The organism is Pseudomonas sp. GXZC (assembly GCF_026967615.1).
GTDB classification, from domain to species: Bacteria; Pseudomonadota; Gammaproteobacteria; order Pseudomonadales; family Pseudomonadaceae; genus Aquipseudomonas; species Aquipseudomonas azotoformans_A.
Map to the genome: position 1 here is coordinate 90072 of NZ_CP114115.1, position 22719 is coordinate 112790.

General features: G+C 60.5%; 23 protein-coding genes. 5 read left to right on the top strand and 18 right to left on the bottom strand.

The window, feature by feature from the left end; translation table 11 throughout:
• Positions 1–276 precede the first annotated feature (276 nt).
• The 5 genes from OZ428_RS00445 to OZ428_RS00465 all read left to right on the top strand — a co-directional run bounded on the left by OZ428_RS00445 (position 277) and on the right by OZ428_RS00465 (position 4653).
• Complete coding sequence (locus OZ428_RS00445) at positions 277–561, top strand: hypothetical protein (protein ID WP_269132426.1); 285 nt, start codon at positions 277–279, stop codon at positions 559–561.
• A 77-nt stretch (positions 562–638) separates the two neighbouring features.
• Positions 639–803, top strand: a complete 165-nt coding sequence (locus tag OZ428_RS00450) for a DUF1328 domain-containing protein (RefSeq protein ID WP_003170804.1) — start codon at positions 639–641, stop codon at positions 801–803.
• 2 nt (positions 804–805) lie between these two features.
• A complete protein-coding gene (locus OZ428_RS00455) occupies positions 806–1273 on the top strand; it encodes an inhibitor of vertebrate lysozyme family protein (RefSeq protein WP_269132427.1) in 468 nt (155 codons plus the stop codon).
• A gap of 720 nt (positions 1274–1993) precedes the next feature.
• On the top strand, positions 1994–3325 hold the full coding sequence (gene gltP / locus OZ428_RS00460) for a glutamate/aspartate:proton symporter GltP (protein ID WP_269132428.1): 1332 nt from the start codon (positions 1994–1996) through the stop codon (positions 3323–3325).
• Positions 3326–3423: 98 nt separating this feature from the next.
• A complete protein-coding gene (locus OZ428_RS00465; RefSeq protein WP_269132429.1) occupies positions 3424–4653 on the top strand; it encodes a nucleoside recognition domain-containing protein in 1230 nt (409 codons plus the stop codon).
• Between the two features lie 84 nt (positions 4654–4737).
• Here OZ428_RS00465 and OZ428_RS00470 read toward each other — a convergent pair whose 3' ends face one another.
• The 18 genes from OZ428_RS00470 to OZ428_RS00555 form a co-directional block, all read right to left on the bottom strand.
• Positions 4738–5397: an ABC-type transport auxiliary lipoprotein family protein gene (locus OZ428_RS00470; protein WP_269132430.1), complete on the bottom strand. Its 660-nt coding sequence runs from the start codon at positions 5395–5397 to the stop codon at positions 4738–4740.
• Entirely contained in the window at positions 5394–6332 is a 939-nt protein-coding gene (locus OZ428_RS00475) for an MlaD family protein (RefSeq protein WP_033901541.1), read from the bottom strand. Before OZ428_RS00475 ends, OZ428_RS00470 begins: the two co-directional genes overlap by 4 nt.
• Before the next feature lies 1 nt (position 6333).
• On the bottom strand, positions 6334–7137 hold the full coding sequence (locus OZ428_RS00480) for an ABC transporter ATP-binding protein (RefSeq protein WP_033901540.1): 804 nt from the start codon (positions 7135–7137) through the stop codon (positions 6334–6336).
• Positions 7134–8282, bottom strand: a complete 1149-nt coding sequence (locus OZ428_RS00485; protein ID WP_033901539.1) for an ABC transporter permease — start codon at positions 8280–8282, stop codon at positions 7134–7136. Before OZ428_RS00485 ends, OZ428_RS00480 begins: the two co-directional genes overlap by 4 nt.
• A 54-nt stretch (positions 8283–8336) precedes the next feature.
• Positions 8337–9368, bottom strand: a complete 1032-nt coding sequence (locus OZ428_RS00490) for a DUF5924 family protein (protein WP_269132431.1) — start codon at positions 9366–9368, stop codon at positions 8337–8339.
• A gap of 72 nt (positions 9369–9440) precedes the next feature.
• Positions 9441–10823: a M16 family metallopeptidase gene (locus OZ428_RS00495; protein ID WP_269132432.1), complete on the bottom strand. Its 1383-nt coding sequence runs from the start codon at positions 10821–10823 to the stop codon at positions 9441–9443.
• Positions 10824–10880: 57 nt separating this feature from the next.
• Positions 10881–12539, bottom strand: a complete 1659-nt coding sequence (locus OZ428_RS00500) for a Na/Pi cotransporter family protein (RefSeq protein WP_269132433.1) — start codon at positions 12537–12539, stop codon at positions 10881–10883.
• A 210-nt stretch (positions 12540–12749) separates the two neighbouring features.
• Positions 12750–13517, bottom strand: coding sequence for a TerC family protein (locus OZ428_RS00505; protein WP_033901535.1), 768 nt, complete (start codon positions 13515–13517; stop codon positions 12750–12752).
• Positions 13518–13582: 65 nt separating this feature from the next.
• Complete coding sequence (locus tag OZ428_RS00510; protein WP_269132434.1) at positions 13583–14890, bottom strand: CitMHS family transporter; 1308 nt, start codon at positions 14888–14890, stop codon at positions 13583–13585.
• Between the two features lie 240 nt (positions 14891–15130).
• A complete protein-coding gene (locus OZ428_RS00515; RefSeq protein WP_269132435.1) occupies positions 15131–17092 on the bottom strand; it encodes a DUF7844 domain-containing protein in 1962 nt (653 codons plus the stop codon).
• Positions 17089–17409, bottom strand: a complete 321-nt coding sequence (locus OZ428_RS00520) for a DUF2388 domain-containing protein (RefSeq protein WP_012721546.1) — start codon at positions 17407–17409, stop codon at positions 17089–17091. Before OZ428_RS00520 ends, OZ428_RS00515 begins: the two co-directional genes overlap by 4 nt.
• Positions 17410–17447: 38 nt before the next feature.
• Positions 17448–17756, bottom strand: a complete 309-nt coding sequence (locus OZ428_RS00525; protein ID WP_269132436.1) for a DUF2388 domain-containing protein — start codon at positions 17754–17756, stop codon at positions 17448–17450.
• A gap of 80 nt (positions 17757–17836) precedes the next feature.
• Positions 17837–18157: a DUF2388 domain-containing protein gene (locus tag OZ428_RS00530; RefSeq protein ID WP_269132437.1), complete on the bottom strand. Its 321-nt coding sequence runs from the start codon at positions 18155–18157 to the stop codon at positions 17837–17839.
• A 135-nt stretch (positions 18158–18292) separates the two neighbouring features.
• Positions 18293–18478: a DUF1127 domain-containing protein gene (locus OZ428_RS00535; protein WP_033901532.1), complete on the bottom strand. Its 186-nt coding sequence runs from the start codon at positions 18476–18478 to the stop codon at positions 18293–18295.
• A 262-nt stretch (positions 18479–18740) separates the two neighbouring features.
• A complete protein-coding gene (locus OZ428_RS00540; protein WP_010168694.1) occupies positions 18741–18956 on the bottom strand; it encodes a DUF1127 domain-containing protein in 216 nt (71 codons plus the stop codon).
• A 318-nt stretch (positions 18957–19274) separates the two neighbouring features.
• Entirely contained in the window at positions 19275–20768 is a 1494-nt protein-coding gene (locus tag OZ428_RS00545; RefSeq protein ID WP_033901531.1) for an acetyl-CoA hydrolase/transferase family protein, read from the bottom strand.
• A 179-nt stretch (positions 20769–20947) separates the two neighbouring features.
• A complete protein-coding gene (locus OZ428_RS00550) occupies positions 20948–22384 on the bottom strand; it encodes an NAD(P)(+) transhydrogenase (Re/Si-specific) subunit beta (RefSeq protein WP_269132438.1) in 1437 nt (478 codons plus the stop codon).
• A complete protein-coding gene (locus OZ428_RS00555) occupies positions 22384–22704 on the bottom strand; it encodes an NAD(P) transhydrogenase subunit alpha (RefSeq protein WP_003187417.1) in 321 nt (106 codons plus the stop codon). Before OZ428_RS00555 ends, OZ428_RS00550 begins: the two co-directional genes overlap by 1 nt.
• Positions 22705–22719 lie beyond the last annotated feature (15 nt).

A 22719-nucleotide genomic window follows, 5' to 3' on the forward strand; every position in this document is an offset into this window, starting at 1 on the left:
ATCTGCATCGTTTCCTACAAAGCCCCCGGCTGATGGCGTTTTCATGCCGTCTTGCCACTTTGGCAACACTCATTCCGTGTTCTATCCCTTGAGCCGACCGCTGGCCATCGTGCATTTCGCACGGCGCTCAGGGGGGCATCGTGCAGGATGCTGGGGGTCAACCCAATCGGTAATATTCAACTCATTGATTTAATTGAGTTTTATTTTGTTAAAAAGCTGGCATGCACTCTGCAATATCTCTCCCAACGAATAATCAGAATGCGGGAGAACAGCAGCATGACTCGCCAAAACCTCAGCCAATTGCATGTATCGCCACTGCGCTTGCAACAAGGCCTGTTTGCCAGCCTGGCCCTGATGGTCACGCTGATTGGCGGCCAGCAGCTGCAACATTGGCAGCAGAGTCAGCAGCAGATCCCCCAGTTTGAACGTCCGTCCATGACCCAAACCCATTTCCGTTCCGTTGGCAGTGTTGCTGCCGATGTAACAGCCCCGCAGTTGCGGATGGTTGACCAGGAGTCCGCCCTGAGTGAGCTGCCATCCCAAGAGCGTTGGGTGTTCTAGGCACCAACAGCCGTTCGTGTTGAGCGGCTGCACGGCACTACCGCTGTTACCCCTATAAAAGCGTAAGGAGAATCACCATGTTGAGTTGGGCAATCACATTTCTGATCATCGCCATTGTGGCTGCAGTCCTGGGCTTCGGTGGTATCGCGGGCACCGCCACGGGTATCGCAAAAATTCTGTTTGTGGTCTTCCTGGTGATGTTCATCGCTTCCTTCTTCTTTGGTCGTCGCGGCCGAGGCTGAACATGACCACTCTGTCCCTTAAAGCTATTGCTGCCGTCCTGCTCTTGGGCGGCAGCGGCTGGGCGATGGCCGCCAACGACGGCCAATCCCGGGCCAATGAATTGCTCAGCGCGGACCCGCAATACCGCGAAACCTGGCAAGGCGTGGTGAAGAAAGAAGAACGCTTGCCGGAATGGGTGATGAACCTGTCGGGTACAGCCGAACAGATGAACGCCGTGGAAGAAGATGGCGACAAGTTTTTGGTCGGGCCACTCTGCGAAACCGCTGACACGTGCCTGAACAAACGCCTGATCGTTGCCTTCAGCCTCGACAAGGAAGATGCCTACGCCATGTTGGTGGAAGTCCCGGCCGGTCTGCCGGCGGACAAATCCCCGACGCGGCACGCCGATTACCGTTTTATCGGTAAGCCGGATGAAGGCATGCAGAAGTTGCTGATGGAGCAGCTGAAGAAAGATCCGAATTGGTATTAGGTTCCGTCCGACGCTTCTGTCGTCTGCGGAGCCTGCGTCCATAGAAAGAAGCCCCCTCGCTTCTTTCTGTCTGCATCGCTCGCCAAGGGCGGTGCATGACCAAGGGGCCGGGTTGCTCTGATCAATCGGGATCGGCGTGACCTACGGGTACAGGGAGTGCCTGCGCAAGGGCCGGGTCAGGCGAAAAGCTGCGACGCAGGTTCACAAGCTCATGGCTTGCTGAACTTGCGGCGGGCTTATTGCTCTTTTGTTATGCCTTCCTTAGTCGAATATTTCCCTTCTGCTTGTTCAGAACCATTTCTTGGTATGTCCGGTCGACCATCTATCGATAAATTTTGGTGGGGGCCATAGGACATTTCTGACACTAAACAACGGAATTCCCAGGCATTTCTGCCAGCTCACCACAGACGTCCTGATTCTCTGAGCGAGCCGGGTTTGGCCGGTTCACGGCATATTTGTCGGACAAAATGTCACATTTGAACTGACCGTTCGGACAGTTATTATAGAAAAAGGCCATGCCGATTCGGCATAGGGTAGGCGTTTACGGCATTAGACGTCGCTCCCTTGCATGGGAATAGTTGCGCCTTTTTTCGCCTGCCAGTAAGCCATTTCGGCCACGCTGCGGTGACCTTCCATGGAGGCAGATGCACACACTTTTTCGCTCTCGAGCGTTGCAGCTGGCGCATTTGCCTTAAGTTCACTTGAAGTAAGGGTAATGACATGAAGAAGGCAAAGCTAAGCCTCGCCTGGCAGATCCTCATCGGTTTGGTGCTGGGGATCGCAATCGGTGCAGTGCTCAACCATTTCAGTGCTGAAAAGGCCTGGTGGATCAGCAATGTGTTGCAGCCAGCGGGTGATATCTTTATCCGCCTGATCAAGATGATCGTGATCCCGATTGTGATCTCCTCGCTGATCGTCGGCATTGCCGGGGTCGGTGATGCGAAGAAGCTCGGGCGTATCGGCGTCAAAACCATCCTTTACTTCGAAATTGTCACCACCATCGCCATCGTGGTCGGCCTGTTGCTGGCCAACCTGTTCCACCCAGGCGCTGGCATCGACATGAGTACCCTGGGTACCGTCGACATCTCCAAGTACACCGCCACCGCCGCCGAAGTGCAGCATGAGCATGCGTTCATCGAGACCATCCTCAACCTGATCCCGTCGAACATCTTCGCCGCCGTCGCCCGTGGCGAAATGCTGCCGATCATCTTCTTCTCGGTGCTGTTCGGCCTGGGCTTGTCGAGCCTCAAGCCTGAGCTGCGCGAGCCGCTGGTGACCATGTTCCAGGGCGTGTCCGAGAGCATGTTCAAAGTCACCCACATGATCATGAAGTACGCCCCGATCGGCGTATTCGCATTGATCGCCGTGACCGTCGCCAACTTTGGCTTCGCCTCCTTGCTGCCGCTGGCCAAGCTGGTGATCCTGGTTTACGTCGCCATCCTGTTCTTCGCCTTTGCGGTACTGGGCCTGATCGCTCGCCTGTTTGGCTTCTCGATTCTCAAGCTGATCCGCATCTTCAAGGATGAGCTGGTACTGGCCTACTCCACCGCCAGCTCCGAAACCGTGCTGCCGCGCGTGATCGAGAAGATGGAAGCCTACGGCGCGCCGAAAGCCATCTGCAGCTTCGTGGTGCCGACCGGTTACTCGTTCAACCTCGACGGTTCGACCCTGTACCAGAGCATCGCGGCCATCTTTATTGCCCAGCTGTATGGCATCGACCTGTCGGTTGGCCAGCAGTTGATGCTGGTCCTGACCCTGATGGTCACCTCCAAAGGCATCGCCGGTGTACCGGGCGTGTCCTTCGTGGTGTTGCTGGCCACCCTGGGCAGCGTGGGCATTCCGCTGGAAGGCCTGGCGTTCATCGCCGGTGTCGACCGCATCATGGACATGGCGCGTACTGCCTTGAACGTGATCGGCAACGCCCTGGCCGTGCTGGTTATCTCCCGTTGGGAAGGCATGTACGACGACGCCAAGGGCGAGCGCTACTGGAATTCGCTGCCGCACTGGCGCAGCAAGGACGCCACGCCGGCCGCCCAAGCGACCCGCAGCTGATAGCACTACAGCTCTAAGACAAACCCCGGATCATTCCGGGGTTTGTCGTTTCTGCCAGCCCCGCTATCATTCGCTCCATTCTTCGAGGGGTTCAACTGATGCTCAATGGCCTGTGGCTTGGCTTCTTTGTCGTGGCAATGGTGTCGGCACTGGCGCAATGGCTGGTCGGCGGTAACGCCGGGATTTTCGCGGCGATGGTCGAAAGCATTTTCGCCATGGCCAAGCTGTCCGTGGAAGTGATGGTGCTGCTGTTCGGCACCCTGACCTTGTGGCTGGGTTTCTTGCGCATTGCCGAGAAGGCCGGAATCGTCGATTGGCTGGCCAAGGTCCTCGGCCCGCTGTTCCGCCGCCTGATGCCGGAAGTGCCCGCCGGGCACCCTGCCATCGGCTTGATCACCCTCAACTTCGCGGCCAACGGCCTGGGCCTGGATAACGCGGCGACCCCCATCGGCTTGAAAGCGATGAAGGCGCTGCAGGAACTCAACCCGATTCCCAACACCGCGAGTAACGCGCAGATCCTGTTCCTGGTGCTTAACGCGTCCTCGCTGACGCTATTGCCCGTGACCATCTTCATGTACCGCGCCCAGCAAGGCGCCGCGGACCCGACGCTGGTGTTCCTGCCGATCCTGCTGGCGACCAGCGCCTCAACCCTGGTCGGCCTGCTCTCGGTGGCGATCATGCAGCGCCTGCGACTGTGGGACCCGGTGGTGCTGGCCTATCTGATTCCGGGGGCACTGGTGTTGGGCGGTTTCATGGCGTTGTTGGCGACCTTGTCCGCCACCGCGCTGGCTGGCCTGTCGTCGATCCTGGGCAACCTCACGCTGTTCGGCTTGATCATGCTGTTCCTGGTGATCGGCGCGTTGCGCAAGGTCAAGGTGTACGAGGCATTTGTCGAAGGCGCCAAGGAAGGCTTTGACGTGGCGAAGAACCTGCTGCCGTACCTGGTGGCGATGCTGTGTGCCGTGGGCGTGTTGCGCGCGTCTGGCGCCCTGGATTTCGGCCTGGAAGGCATTCGCCATGTGGTCGCCTGGACGGGCATGGACACACGCTTTGTCGATGCCTTGCCGACCGCGATGGTCAAGCCGTTCTCCGGCAGCGCCGCACGGGCGATGCTGATCGAGACCATGCAGACACAGGGTGTGGACAGCTTCCCGGCGCTGGTGGCGGCGACGATCCAGGGCAGTACCGAGACCACCTTCTATGTGTTGGCGGTGTACTTTGGGTCGGTGGGGATTCAGCGCGCCCGGCATGCCGTGGGCTGTGCGTTGCTGGCGGAGTTGGCCGGTGTCGTGGCGGCGATTGCGGTGTGTTACTGGTTCTTTGGCTGAGGCTGAACCCCTGTGGCGAGGGAGCTTGCTCCCGCTGGGCCGCGAAGCGGCCCCACAAGATTTCACAGGTGTATCCGATAAAACTTATTGGCTGGTATTGGGGCTGCTGCGCAGCCCAGCGGGAGCAAGCTCCCTCGCCACAATTGATCTATTGCCCTGACTCACCACCCAATCCACCACCTGTTTATTCAACTGATCCCCCGCCTGCCCAAACCCGGCTACCACCGCCGGCACTTTGGTATCTGCCACCGGCTGCCTCACCTCAAACCGCCGGCTGGCAACGATCCGCTGATCACTCCCCCGCACCAACCGCGCATCCAGGCGAATCACTACCTCCACCGCACTGCCATGGTATTCACTCTGGAATGCCTGCAGTTGACCGCCCAGCTCATAGTCGGACTGCAGATTGGTATCGTCGGTGCTCAGCAGCGTCACCCGGCCATCGCGCTGGAAGCCATCCATGAAGCGGTTGCGCAGCAGCACCGGCGACGGGTCGCTCCAACGCGAATTGGCATAACTGCTGATCAGGTCGCCATTGGGCACCACGGCAATGCGCGGGCTGTCGAGAAATTCGCTGGTCTGTGGCTTGTTCACGCGCAGTGACCAACTGACCGGCGCGGCCTGGTTGGTGGTCTGTGCCGAGGCCAGGCGATACACATCCGAAGGGTCGGCCTTGGGCAGGATCGAGCACGCGCTCACCAGTGCCAGGGCCACCGGGGCGATCATTTGGTAAGCACGCTTCATGGCGTGAACTCCTTGTTCTTGTCGCTGCCCAGCAGGTAACCGCTGGGGTTGGCTTCCAGGCGGCGGGAGATGGCGCGCAGCGAACCGAGGGTTTCGCGCAGTTCGCGCACGGCCGGCGCCAGTTCGTTGAGGCCTTGCATGCCGCTGTTCACCGAGTCCTTGTTGTTGGTCAACAAGGTGTTGATGGTCGCGGTGCTTTGTTCAAGGGATTTCATCGCCTGCTCGGCACTGCCGAAGGCCTGCTTGCCCTGTTCGTTGAGCAAGCCGTTGGCGTTGCGCATCAGCACGGTGGTCTGCTCCAGGGCGGCGCTCGCCTGTTTGCTCACCTGCATCAGTTGCTGCATCACCACCTTGATATCGCCGCGCTGGTCGGCGATGGCACCGGTGGTTTGTTGCAGGTTGTCCAACGTATTGCTCAGGCGTTCGACGTTCTCGCGGGAGAACATGTGGTTGGCGTTGTGCAGCAACAGGTTGATGCTGGTCATCAGGTCGTTGCTGTTGTTCAGCAGGCGCGCGATGGGTGATGGCGAGGCGATGATCTGTGGCAGGTTACCGTCCTTGCCCTTGAGCTCAGGACTCTGCGGGGTGCCGCCACTGAGCTGGATGATCGAGGTACCGGTGATGCCGGTCAGGGCCAGCTTGGCCTGGGTGTCTTCCTTGATCGGCGTCTGCCCCGCCAGGCGGATACGCGCCAGCACGCGGCGGGGATCCTTGGGGTCCAGGCTCAGGCTGATGACATCGCCCACCTTGATCCCGCTGTACTGCACCGAACTGCCCTGGGACAGGCCGCTGACCGCCTCGTTGAAGATCACTTCGTAGTCCTGGAAGGCGCTGTCGACGCTGGACTTGGCCAGCCACAGGCCGAACAGCATCGCGCCGACCACCACGATCACGCTGAACAGACCGATCATCACATGATGGGCTCGGGTTTCCATGTCATACCTCGTTAAGCGATTGAGCGGCATCCAATGCCGCGCGGCCACGGGGGCCGTGGAAATATTCGTGGATCCATGCGTCGTCCGTTTCCGAGACAACATCAATGGCATCGGCCACCAGCACTTTCTTTTGCGCCAGCACCGCCACGCGGTCGGTGATGGTGTACAGCGTATCCAGGTCGTGGGTGACCAGGAACACGCTCAGGCCCAGCGCATCGCGTAGGGTCAGGATCAGTTGGTCGAATTGCGCCGCGCCAATCGGGTCGAGGCCGGCGGTGGGTTCGTCGAGGAACAGGATGTCCGGGTCCAGCGCCAGGGCGCGGGCCAGGGCAGCACGCTTGATCATGCCGCCGGACAGTGACGCCGGGTACTTGTCGGCCGCCGACAGCGGCAGTCCGGCCAGGGCCAGTTTCACGGCGGCCAGATGCTCGGCGTCGCGGCGGCTGAGGCCGGCGTGTTCAATCAACGGCAGGGCGACGTTCTCGGTGACGGTCAGCGAAGAAAACAGCGCGCCCTTCTGGAACAGCACGCCGAAGCGCCGTTCCACCAGGGAGCGCTCATGTTCCGGCAGGCTCGGCAGGTTCTTGCCGAACACCCGCACCTCACCTTCGCTGGGCCGACGCAGGCCGACGATGCTGCGCAGCAACACTGACTTGCCGCTGCCCGAGCCGCCGACCACCGCGAGGATCTCGCCTTTGTACAAGTCCAGGTCGAGGTTCTCGTGCACGCTTTGGCTGCCAAAGCGATTGCACAGGCCGCGCACTTCAATCACCGCCTCGGCGGGCGCTCGGTGTTGACGACTCACCAGCCCATCTCCATGAAGAACAACGCGGCGACCGCATCCAGCACGATCACTACAAAGATCGATTGCACCACGCTGGAGGTGGTGTGGGCGCCGACGGATTCGGCACTGCCGCTGACCTTGAAACCCTCTAGGCAGCCAATGGCGGCGATCAGGAACGCAAAAACCGGCGCCTTCACCATGCCCACCAGAAAATGCTGCACGCCAATGTCCGATTGCAGCAGCGACAGGAACATTGCCGGTGAAATATCCAGCGCCACGGCGCACACCACGCCGCCGCCGACGATGCCTGAGAGCATCGCCAGGAAGGTCAGCATCGGCAGCGCCACCAGCAATGCCAGCACGCGAGGCAGCACCAGCAATTCCATCGGGTCCAGGCCCAGCGTGCGGATCGCGTCGATTTCTTCATTGGCCTTCATCGAGCCGATCTGCGCGGTAAAGGCGCTGGCGGTGCGGCCGGCGATCAGGATGGCGGTCAGCAAGACGCCGAATTCCCGCAGGAAAGAGAACGCCACCAGGTCCACCGTGAAGATCGTCGCGCCGAAGCTTTTGAGCACCGTGGCCCCCAGAAAGGCCACCACTGCACCGACCAGGAAGGTCAGCAAGGCCACGATTGGCGCGGCATCCAGACCGACCTGTTCAAGGTGCGCAACCATCGGCGTCACGCGCCAGCGCTTGGGGCGGAAAATGCCACGGGCGAAGGTTTCGAGAATCAGGCCGATAAAGCCCAGCAGTTTCTGGGTGTCCTGCCAGACGGTGTCCACCGCCCGACCGATGCGCGCCAGCACCTGAATGCCCGCCGCTTCTTCCGGGGCTTTTTCCGGCACGCAAAAATCATTCAGGGAACGGTAGACGGTCTTGAGCAGGGCGCGGTCGGCGGCCGACAGGCTGCAATCGGTCTGTTCGGCGGATTGCTCGATGCGGCTCGGCCCCAGCAACTCCACCAGCAGCGAGGCGCCGGCGGTATCCAGGGCGCCGAGGCCGTTGAGGTCGATGCGTGCGCCAGCGTCGTATTGGCCGTCGAGCTTGTCCGACAGCTTCTTCAGGTTGGCATAGTGGGCCAGCGTCCAGTCCCCCGTAATCCTCAGCTGTGGCGGGGTGGTGGACGTGTCGAGGTGGGCTGCACCGGCCGTCGTAGGGGGGGTCATAAGCTCCGAGCTTGTTTGGCTATCCACAATTCCTACGTAATAGCACGAACCTGCTTACTTTGGGTTGTCCGTTTGTGCTGAGTCCGTCACTTTGAAACGCAATACGCCGATCACCTGCCCATCTTCGGTCAGTACGCGTACCTGCCAGCGGCCCACGGCATCACCAGGGAAGTTCTGCTTGTGGGTCCAGGCGCGGTAGCCCTCTTTGCGTCCGCCATGAATGTCCAGGGCGATACGGTCGACTTCTTTGCCGTTGAATTGCCACACATGGTAGATGCGCTCATCCAACCCGCGCGGCGCGTTGATCGCGGTGTAGGCGTACAGCCCGCCGCTGCGCAGTTGGGCGGCGGTGACTTCCTTGAGGTCGTCGCCCGGCGTGCGGTCTTGCAGCTGTGTGCTGATGGCGACTTCGGTCATCCACAAGGTGGCCGGTGGCACCCAACTGCGCAGGAACCACCCGGCGCACCCAATGGCGGCCGTGACCCCGAGTAACATCGCCCAGCCTTTGACACTACGCAGCGGCATACTCACGGCCAAGCTCGGAATCGACAACGCCAAGGCCACGCCGAGGGCGAGTTTGTAACTTTCGGCCGTGGTCAGGTGCAGGATGATCGGCAGCGCAGTGAGCAGCGCAGCGAACAAGGTGAAGGTGTGCAGCGCGAGGAACAGTGAGCGTTTGGGCGCCAGCCATTTGTAGTACAGCGGGTCGACGATCGACACCAGCGCCGCCGCTCCGAGCAGGCCGGTGAACACCGACTGGCCGCTGTTCCATGCCGTGGTGATGAAAAAGAACGGCAACACGAAGAACAGACTTTCCTGGTGGATCATCTGGGTCGCGTAGCGCAGCAACGGTTCGGGAATCTCGCGCTTGAAAACCTTGGTGAACAGTTGGGTGAAGCTGTTTTCCAGCATCAGCCACAGCCAGCTCACCAGCATGATCACCGCGATCCAACTGGCCATGCCCTGCTGGCGGTCCACCAGGATGAAACTGCACACACCCGAGATGAAGCCGCCGAGTGCAATCACCCCTGGGTAACGCTTCATCAGTTCGAGGACGCGGGTGATCAAGCGGGTCAGGTTTTGCATTCGGCGGTTCGCAGTCTTTGTAGGAAAAAATCCCAAACAGAATAACGTCTTAGCCCGTCATCCGTTGCGTCATTACGTGATCCGTTTGCGATAACGCCGCACGGCGATCAACACAAAGGCGATCAGCCCGAGTAGACCGGCGCCGATCCAACTGAGCAGGTCGTAACTGAGCAGCGGTTTCTCGATGCGCCAGTAGCCTGGCTGTTTGAACACTTGGCGCATGGCCTGGTTGGTCTGGTCCAGGCTCACGGCCTTGATGCGTTTGACCGGGTCGCTGAAATGCCCGTTGTTGTAGTCACCTGAAGCGCTCCAGTAATAGTCGGCCAGTGCGCTGTTGCCCTGCACGGCCCAGGCCTGGCGGGCGACGGCGGCCTGTTGCAGGCGGGCGAACACCGCCGGGTCGAGACCGTCTTTGAGCAACTGCGCCCTGAGGTCCTGGAGGACCTGTTCGGCGTCGGGGAGGTTTTCCCGCTCAAGGTCGGCATTCAGGCTGAGGAACCCGACGCCGCCAAGCACTTCGCGTTCGCTCCACGGGCCGTAGGACAAACCGTGCTTGAGGCGCAGTTGACGGTATAGCGCCCAGTCGAGGTAGTCCTTGAGCAGGTCGTAGGTTTCATCATGCCCGTTGTCCAGTACCGGCTCCGGGAACAGCCAGTGCAGTTTGGCGCTATCGCCGACCCAGCCGTGGATCAGTTCGCGATGGCTGGCGGCGGCGTGCTGGATTTCCGGGAGTGCCGGGTGTTCCGTGGGTTCGACCGGGTCGAGTTGGCCATAGGTACGTTCCAGATAGGCCGGTAGCAATTTGTCGAGGTCACCGACGATGATCAGGGTCATGTTGTTGGGCGCGTACCAGTTTTTGCGCAGGTTCTCCAACTGGTCGCGAGTCAGATGGTCGACCTCGGCGCGTTCGGCGCACTTGAGACCCAGCTCGACGGCCAGTTGATTGCTGGCGGTGTGGCCCAGGTCCTGGCGGTCCAGCAGGCGTTGCAGGTGTGAGTAGTGGCCGCCGTCTTCGCGCTCCACCACCCGCTTGGCCGCGTCGATATTGGCGTCGGTCAGTTCGGTGCGGGTGATGATCGCCAGCAGCAGGTCCAGCACCTTGCGCTGGTTTTGTGCGGGCGCTTCGATCACGAAGGTGGTGTCGGCGTTGCTGGTGTAGGCGTTCCACTCGCCGCCCAGCGCCTGCATGCGGTCTTCCAGCTCACCTTCTCCACCGCCGTCGATGCCGCTGAACAGCAAGTGTTCCAGCAGGTGCGGCAGCTCTTTGTCCTCGCAACTGAAATCGTCCAGGCCCACGCCCACCACCAGGCGGATCGCCACATGCCCGCGTTCGGTGCCCGGTTTGAGCAGCAATTGCAGGCCATTGGGCAAGGTGTAGCCCTCGACTTGCAGGCGGTCAAAGGCGAAGGCATGGGCAGCACCCATGAGCAGGCAGGCGAACAACAGGCGACGCATAACAAGCTTCCTGGCGAGTGAGGTCAGTTTTAACTGACTTCACGGGCCATAGTACGTTCAGGGCGAATGTGTGATGTCGGCAATATCTTCGGCGGAGAGCGCGCCGGTGTCGGACGTTTCCAACACTACATAAGCACTGCTGCAAAACAACGAGTTGAGGCGTTTCATGTCTGCAATCAGCTCCAGGTGTAGGGAGCTGGTCTCCAGGCTCTGTACGATTTTTCGCTGCAGGCGGCTCACGTGGGCGTGGGCGAGGCGCCGTTCCTGGGCGCGGAAGCGGCGTTTTTCGCGCAGCAATTGGCGGGCGCTTTCCGGGTCGGCGCTGAGGAACACTGAAAGGCCCAGGCGCAGGTTGGCGATCAACTGACTGTGCAGGCCGGTGAGTTCTTCCAGGCCCACTTCCGAGAACTGGCGACGCTGAGAAGTTTTCTGCTGCTGAACTTTGCGCAGCATGCGTTCGATCAGGTCGCCGGCCAGTTTCAGGTTGATCGACAGCTCGATGATTTCGGCCCAGCGGCGGCTGTCTTGTTCACTGAGGTCTTCGCGGGGCATTTGCGCCAGGTAGAGCTTGATCGCGCTGTACAGCGACTCGACATCATCGCTGAGGCTGCGCATTTCCTGAGTGATGGCGGTCTGTTTGCCGCGTAGCACTTCCTGCCTGGCGGTGAGCATGTTGTCGATCAGGTCGCCCAGGCGCAGGGTTTCACGGGCGGCGTTGGCCAGGGCCAGGCTTGGGGTGCTGAGTGCCGTCAGGTCCAGATGGCGCGGCTTGGCTTTGCCGTTGACCTCTTCACGCTCGGGCAGCAGCCAGGCGCATAGTTTTGCCATCGGGCCGATGGTGGGCAACAGGATCAGGCAACGGCTGACGTTGTAGAGCAGGTGGAAGGTGATGACCATGCCTTGAGCGCTGTAGTCCAGGCCATCCATCCACAGCACCAGCGGGTCCAGCACAGGAATGATCAGCAACAGGCCGATCAATTTGTACAACAGGCTGCCCAGCGCGACCTGGCGTCCGGCGGCGTTCTGCATGCTGGTACTGAGGAAGGCCAACACGCCGCTGCCGATGTTGGCGCCGATCACCAGGCCGATCGCGACATGCAAGCCGATCACGCCTGCGCCGGCCAGGGTGGCGGTCAGCAGGACGGCGGCCAGGCTGGAGTAGGAAATCATCGCGAACAAGGCGCCGACCAGGGCGTCGAGCAAGATGTCGCCGGTCAACGACGCGAACAGCACTTTCACGCCTTGGGCATGGGTGATCGGTCCGGCGGCTTCGACGATCAGTTGCAGCGCCAGGATGATCAGCCCGAGGCCGATCCCCACGCGCCCCAATTGCCCTGCCCGCGTCTGTTTGCGCGATAGGAAGAAAATCACCCCAAGAAAAATCAGCAGCGGCGACAGCCAGGACAGGTCAAACGTCAGCACCCGGGCCATGAGCGCCGTACCGACATCGGCGCCGAGCATGGTCGCCAGGGCGGGCATCAGCCCCATCAGGCCCTGGCCGACAAAGGAGGTCACCAGCATCGCCGTGGCGTTGCTGCTCTGCACCATTGCCGTCACCAGGATACCGGCGATAAACGCCAGCCAGCGCTTGGACATGTTCTGCCCGATGACTTGGCGCAAGTTGGAACCGTAGACCCGCAGGATGCCGGTACGGACGATGTGCGTGCCCCAGATCAGCAGGGTCACGGCGGAAAGCAGATTGAGCAAGGTCAGCATGCTCGGCCCCCCGTGTGGGTGCGCTCGAAAATGAGCGAAGGAAAATTGCCGCGTGCCGCTCTACGTCTTGTAGTTAAGCTGTAGTTGGCGAATGGGCTCTGCGCCAGCATCGCATAGCTAAAGTGAGGATTGAAACAAAACTGTCATGAAATCAGCTTTTTGCGGATGCAAAAAAGGGGCTTATAAAAGCCCCTCTTGTCTGGCTCGGGTTTATTGACCCGGAATGTCTTTGCGCAGTTTCACAGGATCCTGCTGTTTTTTCTTTTTCGCGATGGCGGTGCGCATCTTGATGTTCACCGCTTCCACCGCCAGCGAGAACGCCATGGCGAAGTAGACGTAGCCTTTCGGCACGTGCACATCGAAGGATTCGGCGATCAGCACGGTGCCGACTACCAGCAGGAACGACAGCGCCAGCATTTTCAGCGACGGGTGCTTGTCGATGAACTCGCTGATGGTGCCGGCCGCCAGCATCATTACCAGTACCGCTACGACAATCGCCGCGACCATGACCGGGACATGGGACACCATGCCGACGGCAGTGATCACCGAGTCCAGGGAGAACACGATGTCGATGATGGCGATCTGCACGATGGTGTAGATGAACTTGCCACCCTTGCCGCCTGGCTCTTCGTGGGTTTCGTCTTCACCTTCCAGCGCGTGGTACATCTCCTGGGAGCTTTTCCACAGCAGGAACAGGCCACCGAAGAACAGGATCAGGTCGCGACCGGAAATGCCCTGGCCGAACACCACGAACAGGTCAGCGGTCAGTTGCATCACCCAGGTGATCGACAGCAGCAGCAGGATACGCGTGACCATGGCCAGCGCCAGGCCGAAGATCCGGGTGCGCGCCTGCATGTGCTTGGGCATGCGGCTGACCAGGATCGAAATCATGATGATGTTATCGATGCCCAGGACGATCTCGAGGGCCGTCAGGGTGAAGAAGGCAATCCAGATCTCCGGATTGGTCAGCCATTCCATGTGTATTCCTTTGAGCAAGTGTTAAACCGCGCAAGCTGCAGCGCCGCGCGGTTGAGTTGGTACGATTATAGAGTGCTGAACAGCGGAATAATCCCCATCAGCAACGCGGCGACCATTATGCACAGGCACACCAGTACTGCCCACTTGAGGGTAAAGCGCTGGTGATCGCCAAACTCGATACCGGCCAAAGCGACCAGCAGGTAGGTCGAGGGTACCAGCGGGCTCAACAGGTGCACCGGTTGACCGACGATCGACGCACGACCCATTTCTGCAGCCGTGATGCCGTAGTGGCTGGCGGCTTCGGCGAGTACGGGCAGTACGCCATAGTAGAACGCATCGTTGGACATGAAGAACGTAAACGGCATGCTCACCAGCGCGGTGATCACGGCCAGGTACGGGCCCATCGCCTCAGGAATGACGGCCAGCAGGCTCTTGGACATGGCATCTACCATGCCGGTGCCCGACAGGATGCCGGTGAAGATACCGGCCGCGAAGATCAGCCCCACCACCGCCAGTACGCTGCCGGAGTGGGCGGCGACGCGGTCTTTTTGCATCTGCAGGCATGGGTAGTTGACGATCATCGCGATACTGAACGCCACCATGAACAGCACCGGCAGTGGCAACAGGCCCGCAATCAGTGTGCACATCAGGGCAAAGGTCAGGGCGCCGTTGAACCAGATCAGCTTCGGACGTCGGGCGTCCGGGAATTGCGACACGCTGATTTCGCTGTGGTCGATCTCGTCGCCTTGCAGGTGCAATTCACCCAGGCGTGCACGTTCGCGCAGGCCGTACATGTAGGCGATCACCAGGATGGCGACGACGCCGGCGGCCATGGCCGGGATCATCGGTACGAAAATGTCCGATGGGTCCACATGCAGCGCACTCGCGGCACGGGCGGTCGGGCCGCCCCAAGGCGTCATGTTCATCACCCCGCCGGCGAGGATGATCAGGCCGGCCATGATCCGCGGGCTCATGCCTATGCGCTGGTACAGCGGCAGCATGGCGGCCACGCAGATCATGTAGGTGGTGGCGCCGTCACCGTCGAGGGACACGACCAGGGCCAGCACGGCGGTGCCGACCGAGACTTTCAGCGGGTCGCCCTTGACCATCTTGAGGATCTTGCGCACGGCCGGGTCGAACAGGCCGGAGTCGATCATCAGGGCAAAGTAGAGAATGGCGAACATCAGCATCACGCCGGTCGGCGCGAGCTTGGTGATACCCGCAAGCATCATCGGGCCGATCTCCGGCGCGAAACCGCCGAACAGCGCGAACAGGATCGGCACGATGATCAAGGCGATCAGCGCGGACAGGCGCTTGGTCATGATCAGGAACATGAACGTGATGACCATGGCAAAGCCAAGGAAAGTCAGCATAGGAATACTCCAGGCGTAGCGCGGCTAGGGAATGGCGAACCGGGTGGGGTCAGCGCAGAACGAAAGGCACGAGGCGTACGGGTGGAGTGGGGGCAAACAGGCGGGTACGAGCGGACATCGGGAATCACCATTGTTGTTGTTAACAGCCGGTCTGTTGCCGGCAGTGGGGGCGATCCTAGACGGGTAAGCTTTCAGCCAGCTTTCGCCGGCTGAAAGGGTGATGAAGGGTTGTTCGGCGTTTCAGGGCAGCTCCAGGCCGCCCGCCGCCTTGTGCAATGCCCGCAAATGCTCGCCCACCTGCTTGAGGTTGGCTTCGCAGGCGGCAATCTCGGCGGAGCGCGAGGGATCCAGCAGCGCCCTCACCTCTTTATCCAGCTCGCCGGTCAGTGATTGCAGCTGCTTCTGGCGCTCGGCGCTTTCCGACTCCAGGCGCTTGGCTTCCGAAGGTTGCGGCAGGCCATAGCCGCCACTGCCCAGGAGTTCTGCCGGGCGGCTGAGGAAGCCGCTGTTGGCGAGGATCTGTTGCAGCGTGGCGTTGGCTTTCTCCATGCCGCCGTTTTTCAGCTCGCGGGCGCCGAGGTAGCGTTGCTTGACTTCGTCCTGGGCCAGCATCAACTGCTTGCGAAAGCTCGCCTGCTCAAGCAGCAACAATGCGGCGCTGGTGCGCAGATCGGCCTGACCGAACCACTGGCGACGCTCCTCTGCGCTGAGGGACAGCCAGTCTTCGACCTGGGTCTGTTTGATCGGCAGATGCTTGCGCAGTACATCGAACATCGCCTGGTAGCGTTCGCGGAAGGAGTCGAAGTGATAACCGAGGCGCAATGCCCTGCGTTTGTCGTCCAGTACGCTGGTGTCGGCCAGGCCTCGGGCGCTCAGTACTTCGAGCAAACCGTTAGGCGTGATGTTGTCCAGACCGGTCAGTTGTGGGTTGGCGCTGCCGCTGCGTAACAGCTTCAGGCTCTCCACTGCACAGTTGTTGGAAATGAAGAAGTAGTTGCCGTCGTAGCTCCAGTGCATTTCGGCGGCATGCTCGACGGTGTCGTTGATTTCCTGGCGGGTCAGTTTCAACGGCACGGAGGCCAGGCCGCGCAACTCGGTCTTGGTGTACTCGTCGATCACTTGCGCCAGCGGCAGCACAAACAGGCGCGACGGGTATTTGCCGACCAGGCCGTCCCAGCTCGACAGCTGTACGTCACCGACAAATGCGCGGTAGGACAACACCAGGTGCTGGTCCAGGTCCAGCCGACAATCCGGCCCACGCGGCCTGCCTGGCGCGCATATCACCAGGCGCAACATGCTGTGGCCCCAGCGACTCACCAGGTTCTGGTTGGCTTCGGCCAGCAGGTAGTCGATTTCGTAGACGCGCTCCGGGTCGACATGGCCCAGCGGCGTCTTGGCGAAATCGTTGCCGGCATTCAGGAATGCATAGGTGTTGGCGCAGGCGTCTTGATTCGGCGGCGCCCAGCCAAAGTGTTCTTTGTAGTAACGGAACAGCGAGGGGCGGCGACAGGCGTAGCTTGGGTCAAGCAGGAAGTACTCCATGTTGACTGCGACGAATTCCAACGGGCTGGTGGTTTCGTAGATGTCCGGGCTGCGCGCGACTTGATGGTTGTTTTGTTCGCGCTCGCCACGACGGCCGACGTATTGCGGCCAGCCGGCAAGGTCCAGCAGGCGTGGGTCATCGCTGAGGGTAAAGCGTCGGTCATGCTGGCCGCGGCATTGATCCGGCAGGCCGATCAAGCCGGTGATGCTGTTCTGGCGGCTGCAGCGGTTGATCAGTGCGCGGTCTGCTTTGGACCACAGACGTGCACGGTCATAAATGTGCGTCAGTTCATGCAGTACGGTGGCGAGCATTTCGCGGCGCACGGTGCCGTGGGGGCGATTGGTTTTCTGGGTGGCGGCGCTGCCGTCGGTCAGGCTGGCAAGCAGGTTGCGGTTGAGGTCCAGCTCGGACACCAGCGAGGCTTGCCCGTAGGCGTTCTCGGGCATCTTGTCGGTCCAGCCGACATCAATACGCCGGTCCAACTGCTCGATGAAGCGCGGCGGCAAGGCGCGCATCGCTTCGTCGAGCAACGCCTGGCTGGCCTGCTGTTCAGCCGGGCTCAAGCCCTCGGGCTTGAGCCGCAGTTGCAGGCCGGCCTGGGCTGCGCTGGCACACAGCAGCACAACCCCGGCCAGGAGCCAGGCGGCCATTCGCCTCACAGTGCGAGGATAGCTTCGGCGAGGGTCTGGTCACTGGCGTCGCGGGCTTCCGGCAGACGGGTGCGCAGGGTGTCGAAGGCGGCTTCCAGGTGTGCGCCACGGATCTCGCCGTTGGTAGCGACGAAGCTGGCAGCGTCATCGTGGGCTTCGCGTACGACTTTGGAGTCGCGGATGGAAGTGGTGGTGTCCGAGGTGAAATCAATGGTGCGGCCAGAGGCGCGAACAATGATGTTACTGGTGGCCACCAGGGTGTGTGCCTGGGCAACGTCGGCCAACAACAGCAGGCCAAGGGTGGCGGCAATCAGCGGGCTACGCATGGAATAACTCCAAATACAAAGATGGAATACAGAGATGATTATTGGACGAGAATTGCTTGCGCCAGTTCAAGGTCGCTGGCGTTAAGTTTTGGTTGGCTGTGGCGCAGATAATCCAGCGCTGACTCCAACCGTGCCCCCCGCCATTGGCCGTCAGTGGCGATAAACGCGGCAGCGTCATCCTGGGCGGCCATTATCACTTTTCTGTCGAAGGGTGCGGAAGTCACCTTGCTGGTGGCGTACGCACTGGCGACGGTGCTCTGCGTGGTCAGGTCGAAGGCCGAAGCCAAGGGCGACCAGGCGGCGCAAAGCAATACAGGAACTATTAACAGGCGGTATGAAAAAGCCATGGGACTCGACAACTGAAAACGAGCGCCAAGGCTAGCGTAATGCCCGGGCGAGAGCCAGCGCCCAGGCATCAGCCCTGCATTCAGATCGCCAGGATGGCCTGGGCCAGCTGTGCGTCAGTTGCGGTGTTCAGCTGCGGCGCTTGTTGGCGGATCTGGGCCAGGGCGCTTTCCAGTTTCACGCCACGGATGGCGCCTTCACTGGCAACAAAGCTGGCGGCGTCGTCACGGGCAGCGCGCACGACTTTGTTGTCGCGCAGGGACGAGGTGGCATCGGAAGTGGCGTCGGAGGTGGCCTTTAGCGCGCCGACGATGGAGTCGGTGGTCACGATGAAGCTGGTCGCGTTGGCGTTGGCAGCCAGGGCCAACAGGGCGGCGGCACTCAGCAGGCTAAGACGGGACATGGGATGACTCCTGTAGATGAACGGATAAGGTGGCGCAGGGCAGCCATTGGGATCAGACGCCTGTACTGCGCGGTTCGCCACGTGGTGGCTGGATATTAAGCCGCCGTTTATCCGTTCGGGAAGCATCTTGACTGCCTAGTCACGCCAGAACGGTTTGGACAGCTCGTTCATTCGGTCGCCAGGGCTGATGCCCAGGTCGGACAGTTCACGGCTATCAAGCTGCGACAGCTGGCGCCGTTCATAGGCCTGGCGCAGCCATTTGGCCACCGTCGAGGCCGCTTGGCGTAACAACCGTTTATAGCGGGGGGACGGCGTATCCATGGCAATCACCTTTCATGGGGTCTTGGAACACCATGTTGAGCGAGGGGATGTGACCGATACAGATACACTGAAGTTAAATTGTACTGCTTAACTGTTGTATTTTTTAAACTGTACCTGTCGTCGAATCATGCCACTGTTTCCGGTTGAAAACCCAAACCCCGAAAACAACAAAACCCGCCTCCGGTTTCCCGTGGCGGGCTTTGCTTTGACAAATCAGGGTGCTGGCGGTGGACCCGGTAGGTCAGGGCCAGCGAGCGCTAAGTTAGCGCCAGAACGGCTTGCTCAGCTCTTCGTAGCGTTGAGCTTCGCTGATGCCTGCGTCAGCCAGCAGACGCGAATCCAGGCGAGCCAGTTGGTGGCGGCTGGAGATGCGGCGCTGCCACAACATCAGGTTGGCGATAACGCGCAGAGGCAGGGAGGCCTGGGTGTTTACAGCTTTTTCTTCGAAGAACAGATCGGAACTGAGTGTACGTTCCATGATGACATCCTTCCGCTTGTGGCGGGATTAGGTAGTGGTTTAACTGATGCCAATGATCCTCTTCCGGCGCAAGACTCTCTAGATACAGTTCACCTGTATTGTGAGGGGCCAGTTAACTGTTTATAGGGGCTGTACTGTACGGAAATGGGGCAACTGTACCTGTCCGCACTAAAGTAGTGCGAAATAGGCATTTTTGAAGTGATGTGTGGGATATTTCGGTAGGAAATGACCGGTACAGCAGTACAGTTTTTTCAAGAAATGCCGGTGGAGATGTCGAGCTGATGAAACTGTGTTTGCATCAGCCCGGATCTGTATCAATTACGCCTTGAGCATATGCCCGGATTCTTCCAGGTTGATGTGCCAGCTCAGTGCATCACGCAGGATGTGCGGCGTGTGCCCGCCGATGGCGCAGGCAGCGTTGAAGTAACTGTTCAGGGCGTCGCGGTAGGCGGGGTGCACACAGTTGTCGATGATCACCCGCGCCCGTTCCCGGGGCGCCAGGCCACGCAGGTCGGCAAGCCCAACCTCGGTGACCAGGATGTCGACGTCATGCTCGGTGTGGTCTACATGGCTGACCATCGGCACCACACTTGAAATCGCCCCGCCCTTGGCAATGGACTTGGTAACAAAGATCGCCAGGTGCGCATTGCGTGCAAAATCCCCGGAGCCGCCAATACCGTTCATCATCCGTGTGCCACAGACATGGGTGGAGTTGACGTTGCCGTAGATGTCGAACTCCAGCGCGGTGTTGATACCGATGATGCCCAAGCGACGCACCACTTCCGGGTGGTTGGAGATCTCTTGCGGGCGCAGCACCAGTTTGTCCTTGTACTTCTCCAGGTTGCCGAACACGTCGGCATTGCGACGCTCCGACAGGGTGATCGAACTGCCCGACGCGAAACTCAGCTTGCCCGCGTCGATCAGGTCGAAGGTCGAATCCTGCAACACTTCCGAATACATGGTCAGGTCTTCGAACGGCGATTCGATCAGGCCACACATCACCGCGTTGGCGATATTGCCGATGCCGGCCTGTAACGGCCCGAGTTTGTTGGTCATGCGGCCGGCGTCGACTTCCTGCTTGAGGAAGTTGATCAGGTGATTGGCGATGCCTTGAGTATCGCTGTCAGGCGGCGTCACGGTTGAAGCGGAATCGGCCTGGTGGGTGATAACGATGGCGGCGATCTTTTCCGGAGGGATCGGAATCGCAGTGCTGCCGATCCGGTCATCGACCTTCACCAATGGAATTGGCGTCCGGGTTGGCCGGTACGTTGGGATATAGATGTCGTGCAACCCTTCCAGGTTAGGGTTGTGCGCCAGGTTGATCTCGACGATCACCTGCTTGGCGAAAATCGCAAAGCTGGCCGAGTTGCCCACAGACGTTGTCGGCACAATATGACCCTGCTCAGTGATCGCGACCGCTTCAATTACGGCAATGTCCGGCAACTTGAGCTGGTTGTTGCGCAGTTGCTCGACGGTTTCCGACAGGTGCTGGTCGATAAACATCACTTCGCCGGCGTTGATCGCCTTGCGCAAGGTGCTGTCGACCTGGAACGGCATGCGTCGCGACAGCACACCCGCTTCGGTCAGTTGCTTGTCCAGGTCATTGCCCAGGCTGGCACCGGTCATCAGGGTGATTTTCAGCGGCGAGGTCTTGGCGCGTTCGGCCAGGGCGTGGGGGACGGCCTTGGCTTCACCGGCACGGGTGAAGCCGCTCATGCCGACGGTCATGCCGTCCTCGATCAGTGCGGCGGCGTCTGCCGCGCTCATGACCTTGTTCAACAGCGAAGGCAAGCGGATACGATCACGGTACATGGATTGTTATCTCAGGCTACGGAAGCAAGGTGCGCAGTTTAGTGATTTCAAAAAAATTCGGCCCGCTACCATGGTCGAATGCCAGGCAGCGATTTAGAGCCTTTGGTCGGGTTTCATGCGGTCATAAAAAACCCCAGCCTACTGGAGGCCGGGGTTTCGAGTATTGCGCTGAAGCAGTGTTACTCGACGGCTTTGACCATGTCTTCGATGACCTTCTTGGCATCACCAAAGACCATCATGGTCTTGTCCAGGTAGAACAGTTCGTTATCCAAACCGGCATAACCGCTGGCCATCGAGCGCTTGTTGACGATGATGGTCTTGGCCTTGAAGGCTTCGAGAATCGGCATTCCCGCAATCGGGGAGTTCGGATCGTTCTTGGCGGCCGGGTTGACCACGTCGTTCGCGCCCAGCACCAGCACCACGTCGGCCTGGCCGAACTCGGAGTTGATGTCTTCCATCTCGAACACCTGGTCGTAAGGCACTTCGGCCTCGGCGAGCAGCACGTTCATGTGGCCAGGCATACGGCCTGCCACCGGGTGGATCGCGTATTTCACGGTGACGCCGTGGTGGGTCAGCTTCTCGGTCAGTTCCTTGAGCGCATGCTGCGCCCGTGCCACTGCCAAGCCGTAGCCTGGAACGATGATCACGGTGTCGGCGTTGGTCAGCAGGAAGGTCGCATCGTCAGCCGAGCCGGATTTCACCGGGCGCGCTTCTTTGGAGCCGGCTGCGGCACCTGCGTCCGGCGCATTGCCGAAACCGCCGAGCAGTACATTAAAGAAGGAACGGTTCATCGCCTTGCACATGATGTACGACAGGATCGCGCCGCTGGAGCCCACCAGGGAGCCGGCGATGATCAGCATCGAGTTGTTCAGCGAGAAACCGATACCCGCCGCTGCCCAGCCGGAGTAGCTGTTGAGCATCGACACGACCACAGGCATGTCGGCGCCGCCAATCGGGATGATGATCAGCACGCCCAGCACGAACGCCAGGGCCAGCATCAGCGCGAAGGCGGTGAGGTTGCCGGTGAACATGAACGCCAGGCCCAGGCCAAGCGTCAGCAGGCCGAGCACCAGGTTCAATTTATGCTGGCCGCCAAACTGTACCGGTGCGCCCTGGAACAGGCGGAACTTGTACTTGCCCGACAGCTTGCCGAACGCGATCACCGAACCGGAGAAGGTGATGGCACCGATGGCCGCGCCGAGGAACAGTTCCAGGCGGTTACCGGCAGGGATCGCGTCGCCCAGGTGTTTGACGATGCCCAGGGATTGCGGCTCGACCACCGCAGCAATGGCGATAAACACCGCTGCCAGGCCGATCATGCTGTGCATGAACGCCACCAGCTCCGGCATCTTGGTCATTTCAACGCGCTTGGCCATGATCGAGCCGGCGGTGCCGCCGATCAGCAGGCCGACGATCACGTAGCCGATACCCGCTGTGGCCAGCTCAGCACCCAGCTTATAGATGAGGCCCACGGTGGTGAGCACCGCCAGCGCCATGCCGAGCATGCCAAACAGGTTGCCGCGTCGCGACGTGGTGGGGTGCGACAGGCCTTTGAGGGCCTGGATGAAGCAAATCGACGCGATCAGGTAGAGCGTCGTTACCAGATTCATGCTCATTACTTCGGCGCCTCTTCTTTTACTTTCGGGGCTTTCTTCTTGAACATCTCAAGCATCCTGCGGGTAACCAGGAAGCCGCCGAACACGTTGACCGCGGCGAGGGCCACGGCCAGGGTGCCCATGGTCTTGCCCAGCGGGGTCACGGTGAGGGCGGCGGCCAGCATGGCGCCGACGATCACAATCGCGGAAATGGCGTTGGTCACCGCCATCAACGGCGTGTGCAGCGCGGGGGTCACGTTCCAGACCACGTGGTAACCGACATAAATCGCCAGCACAAAGATGATCAGGTTGTAGATACCGGGGGAGATAAGCTCTTCCATCGTCTGAATCCCTGC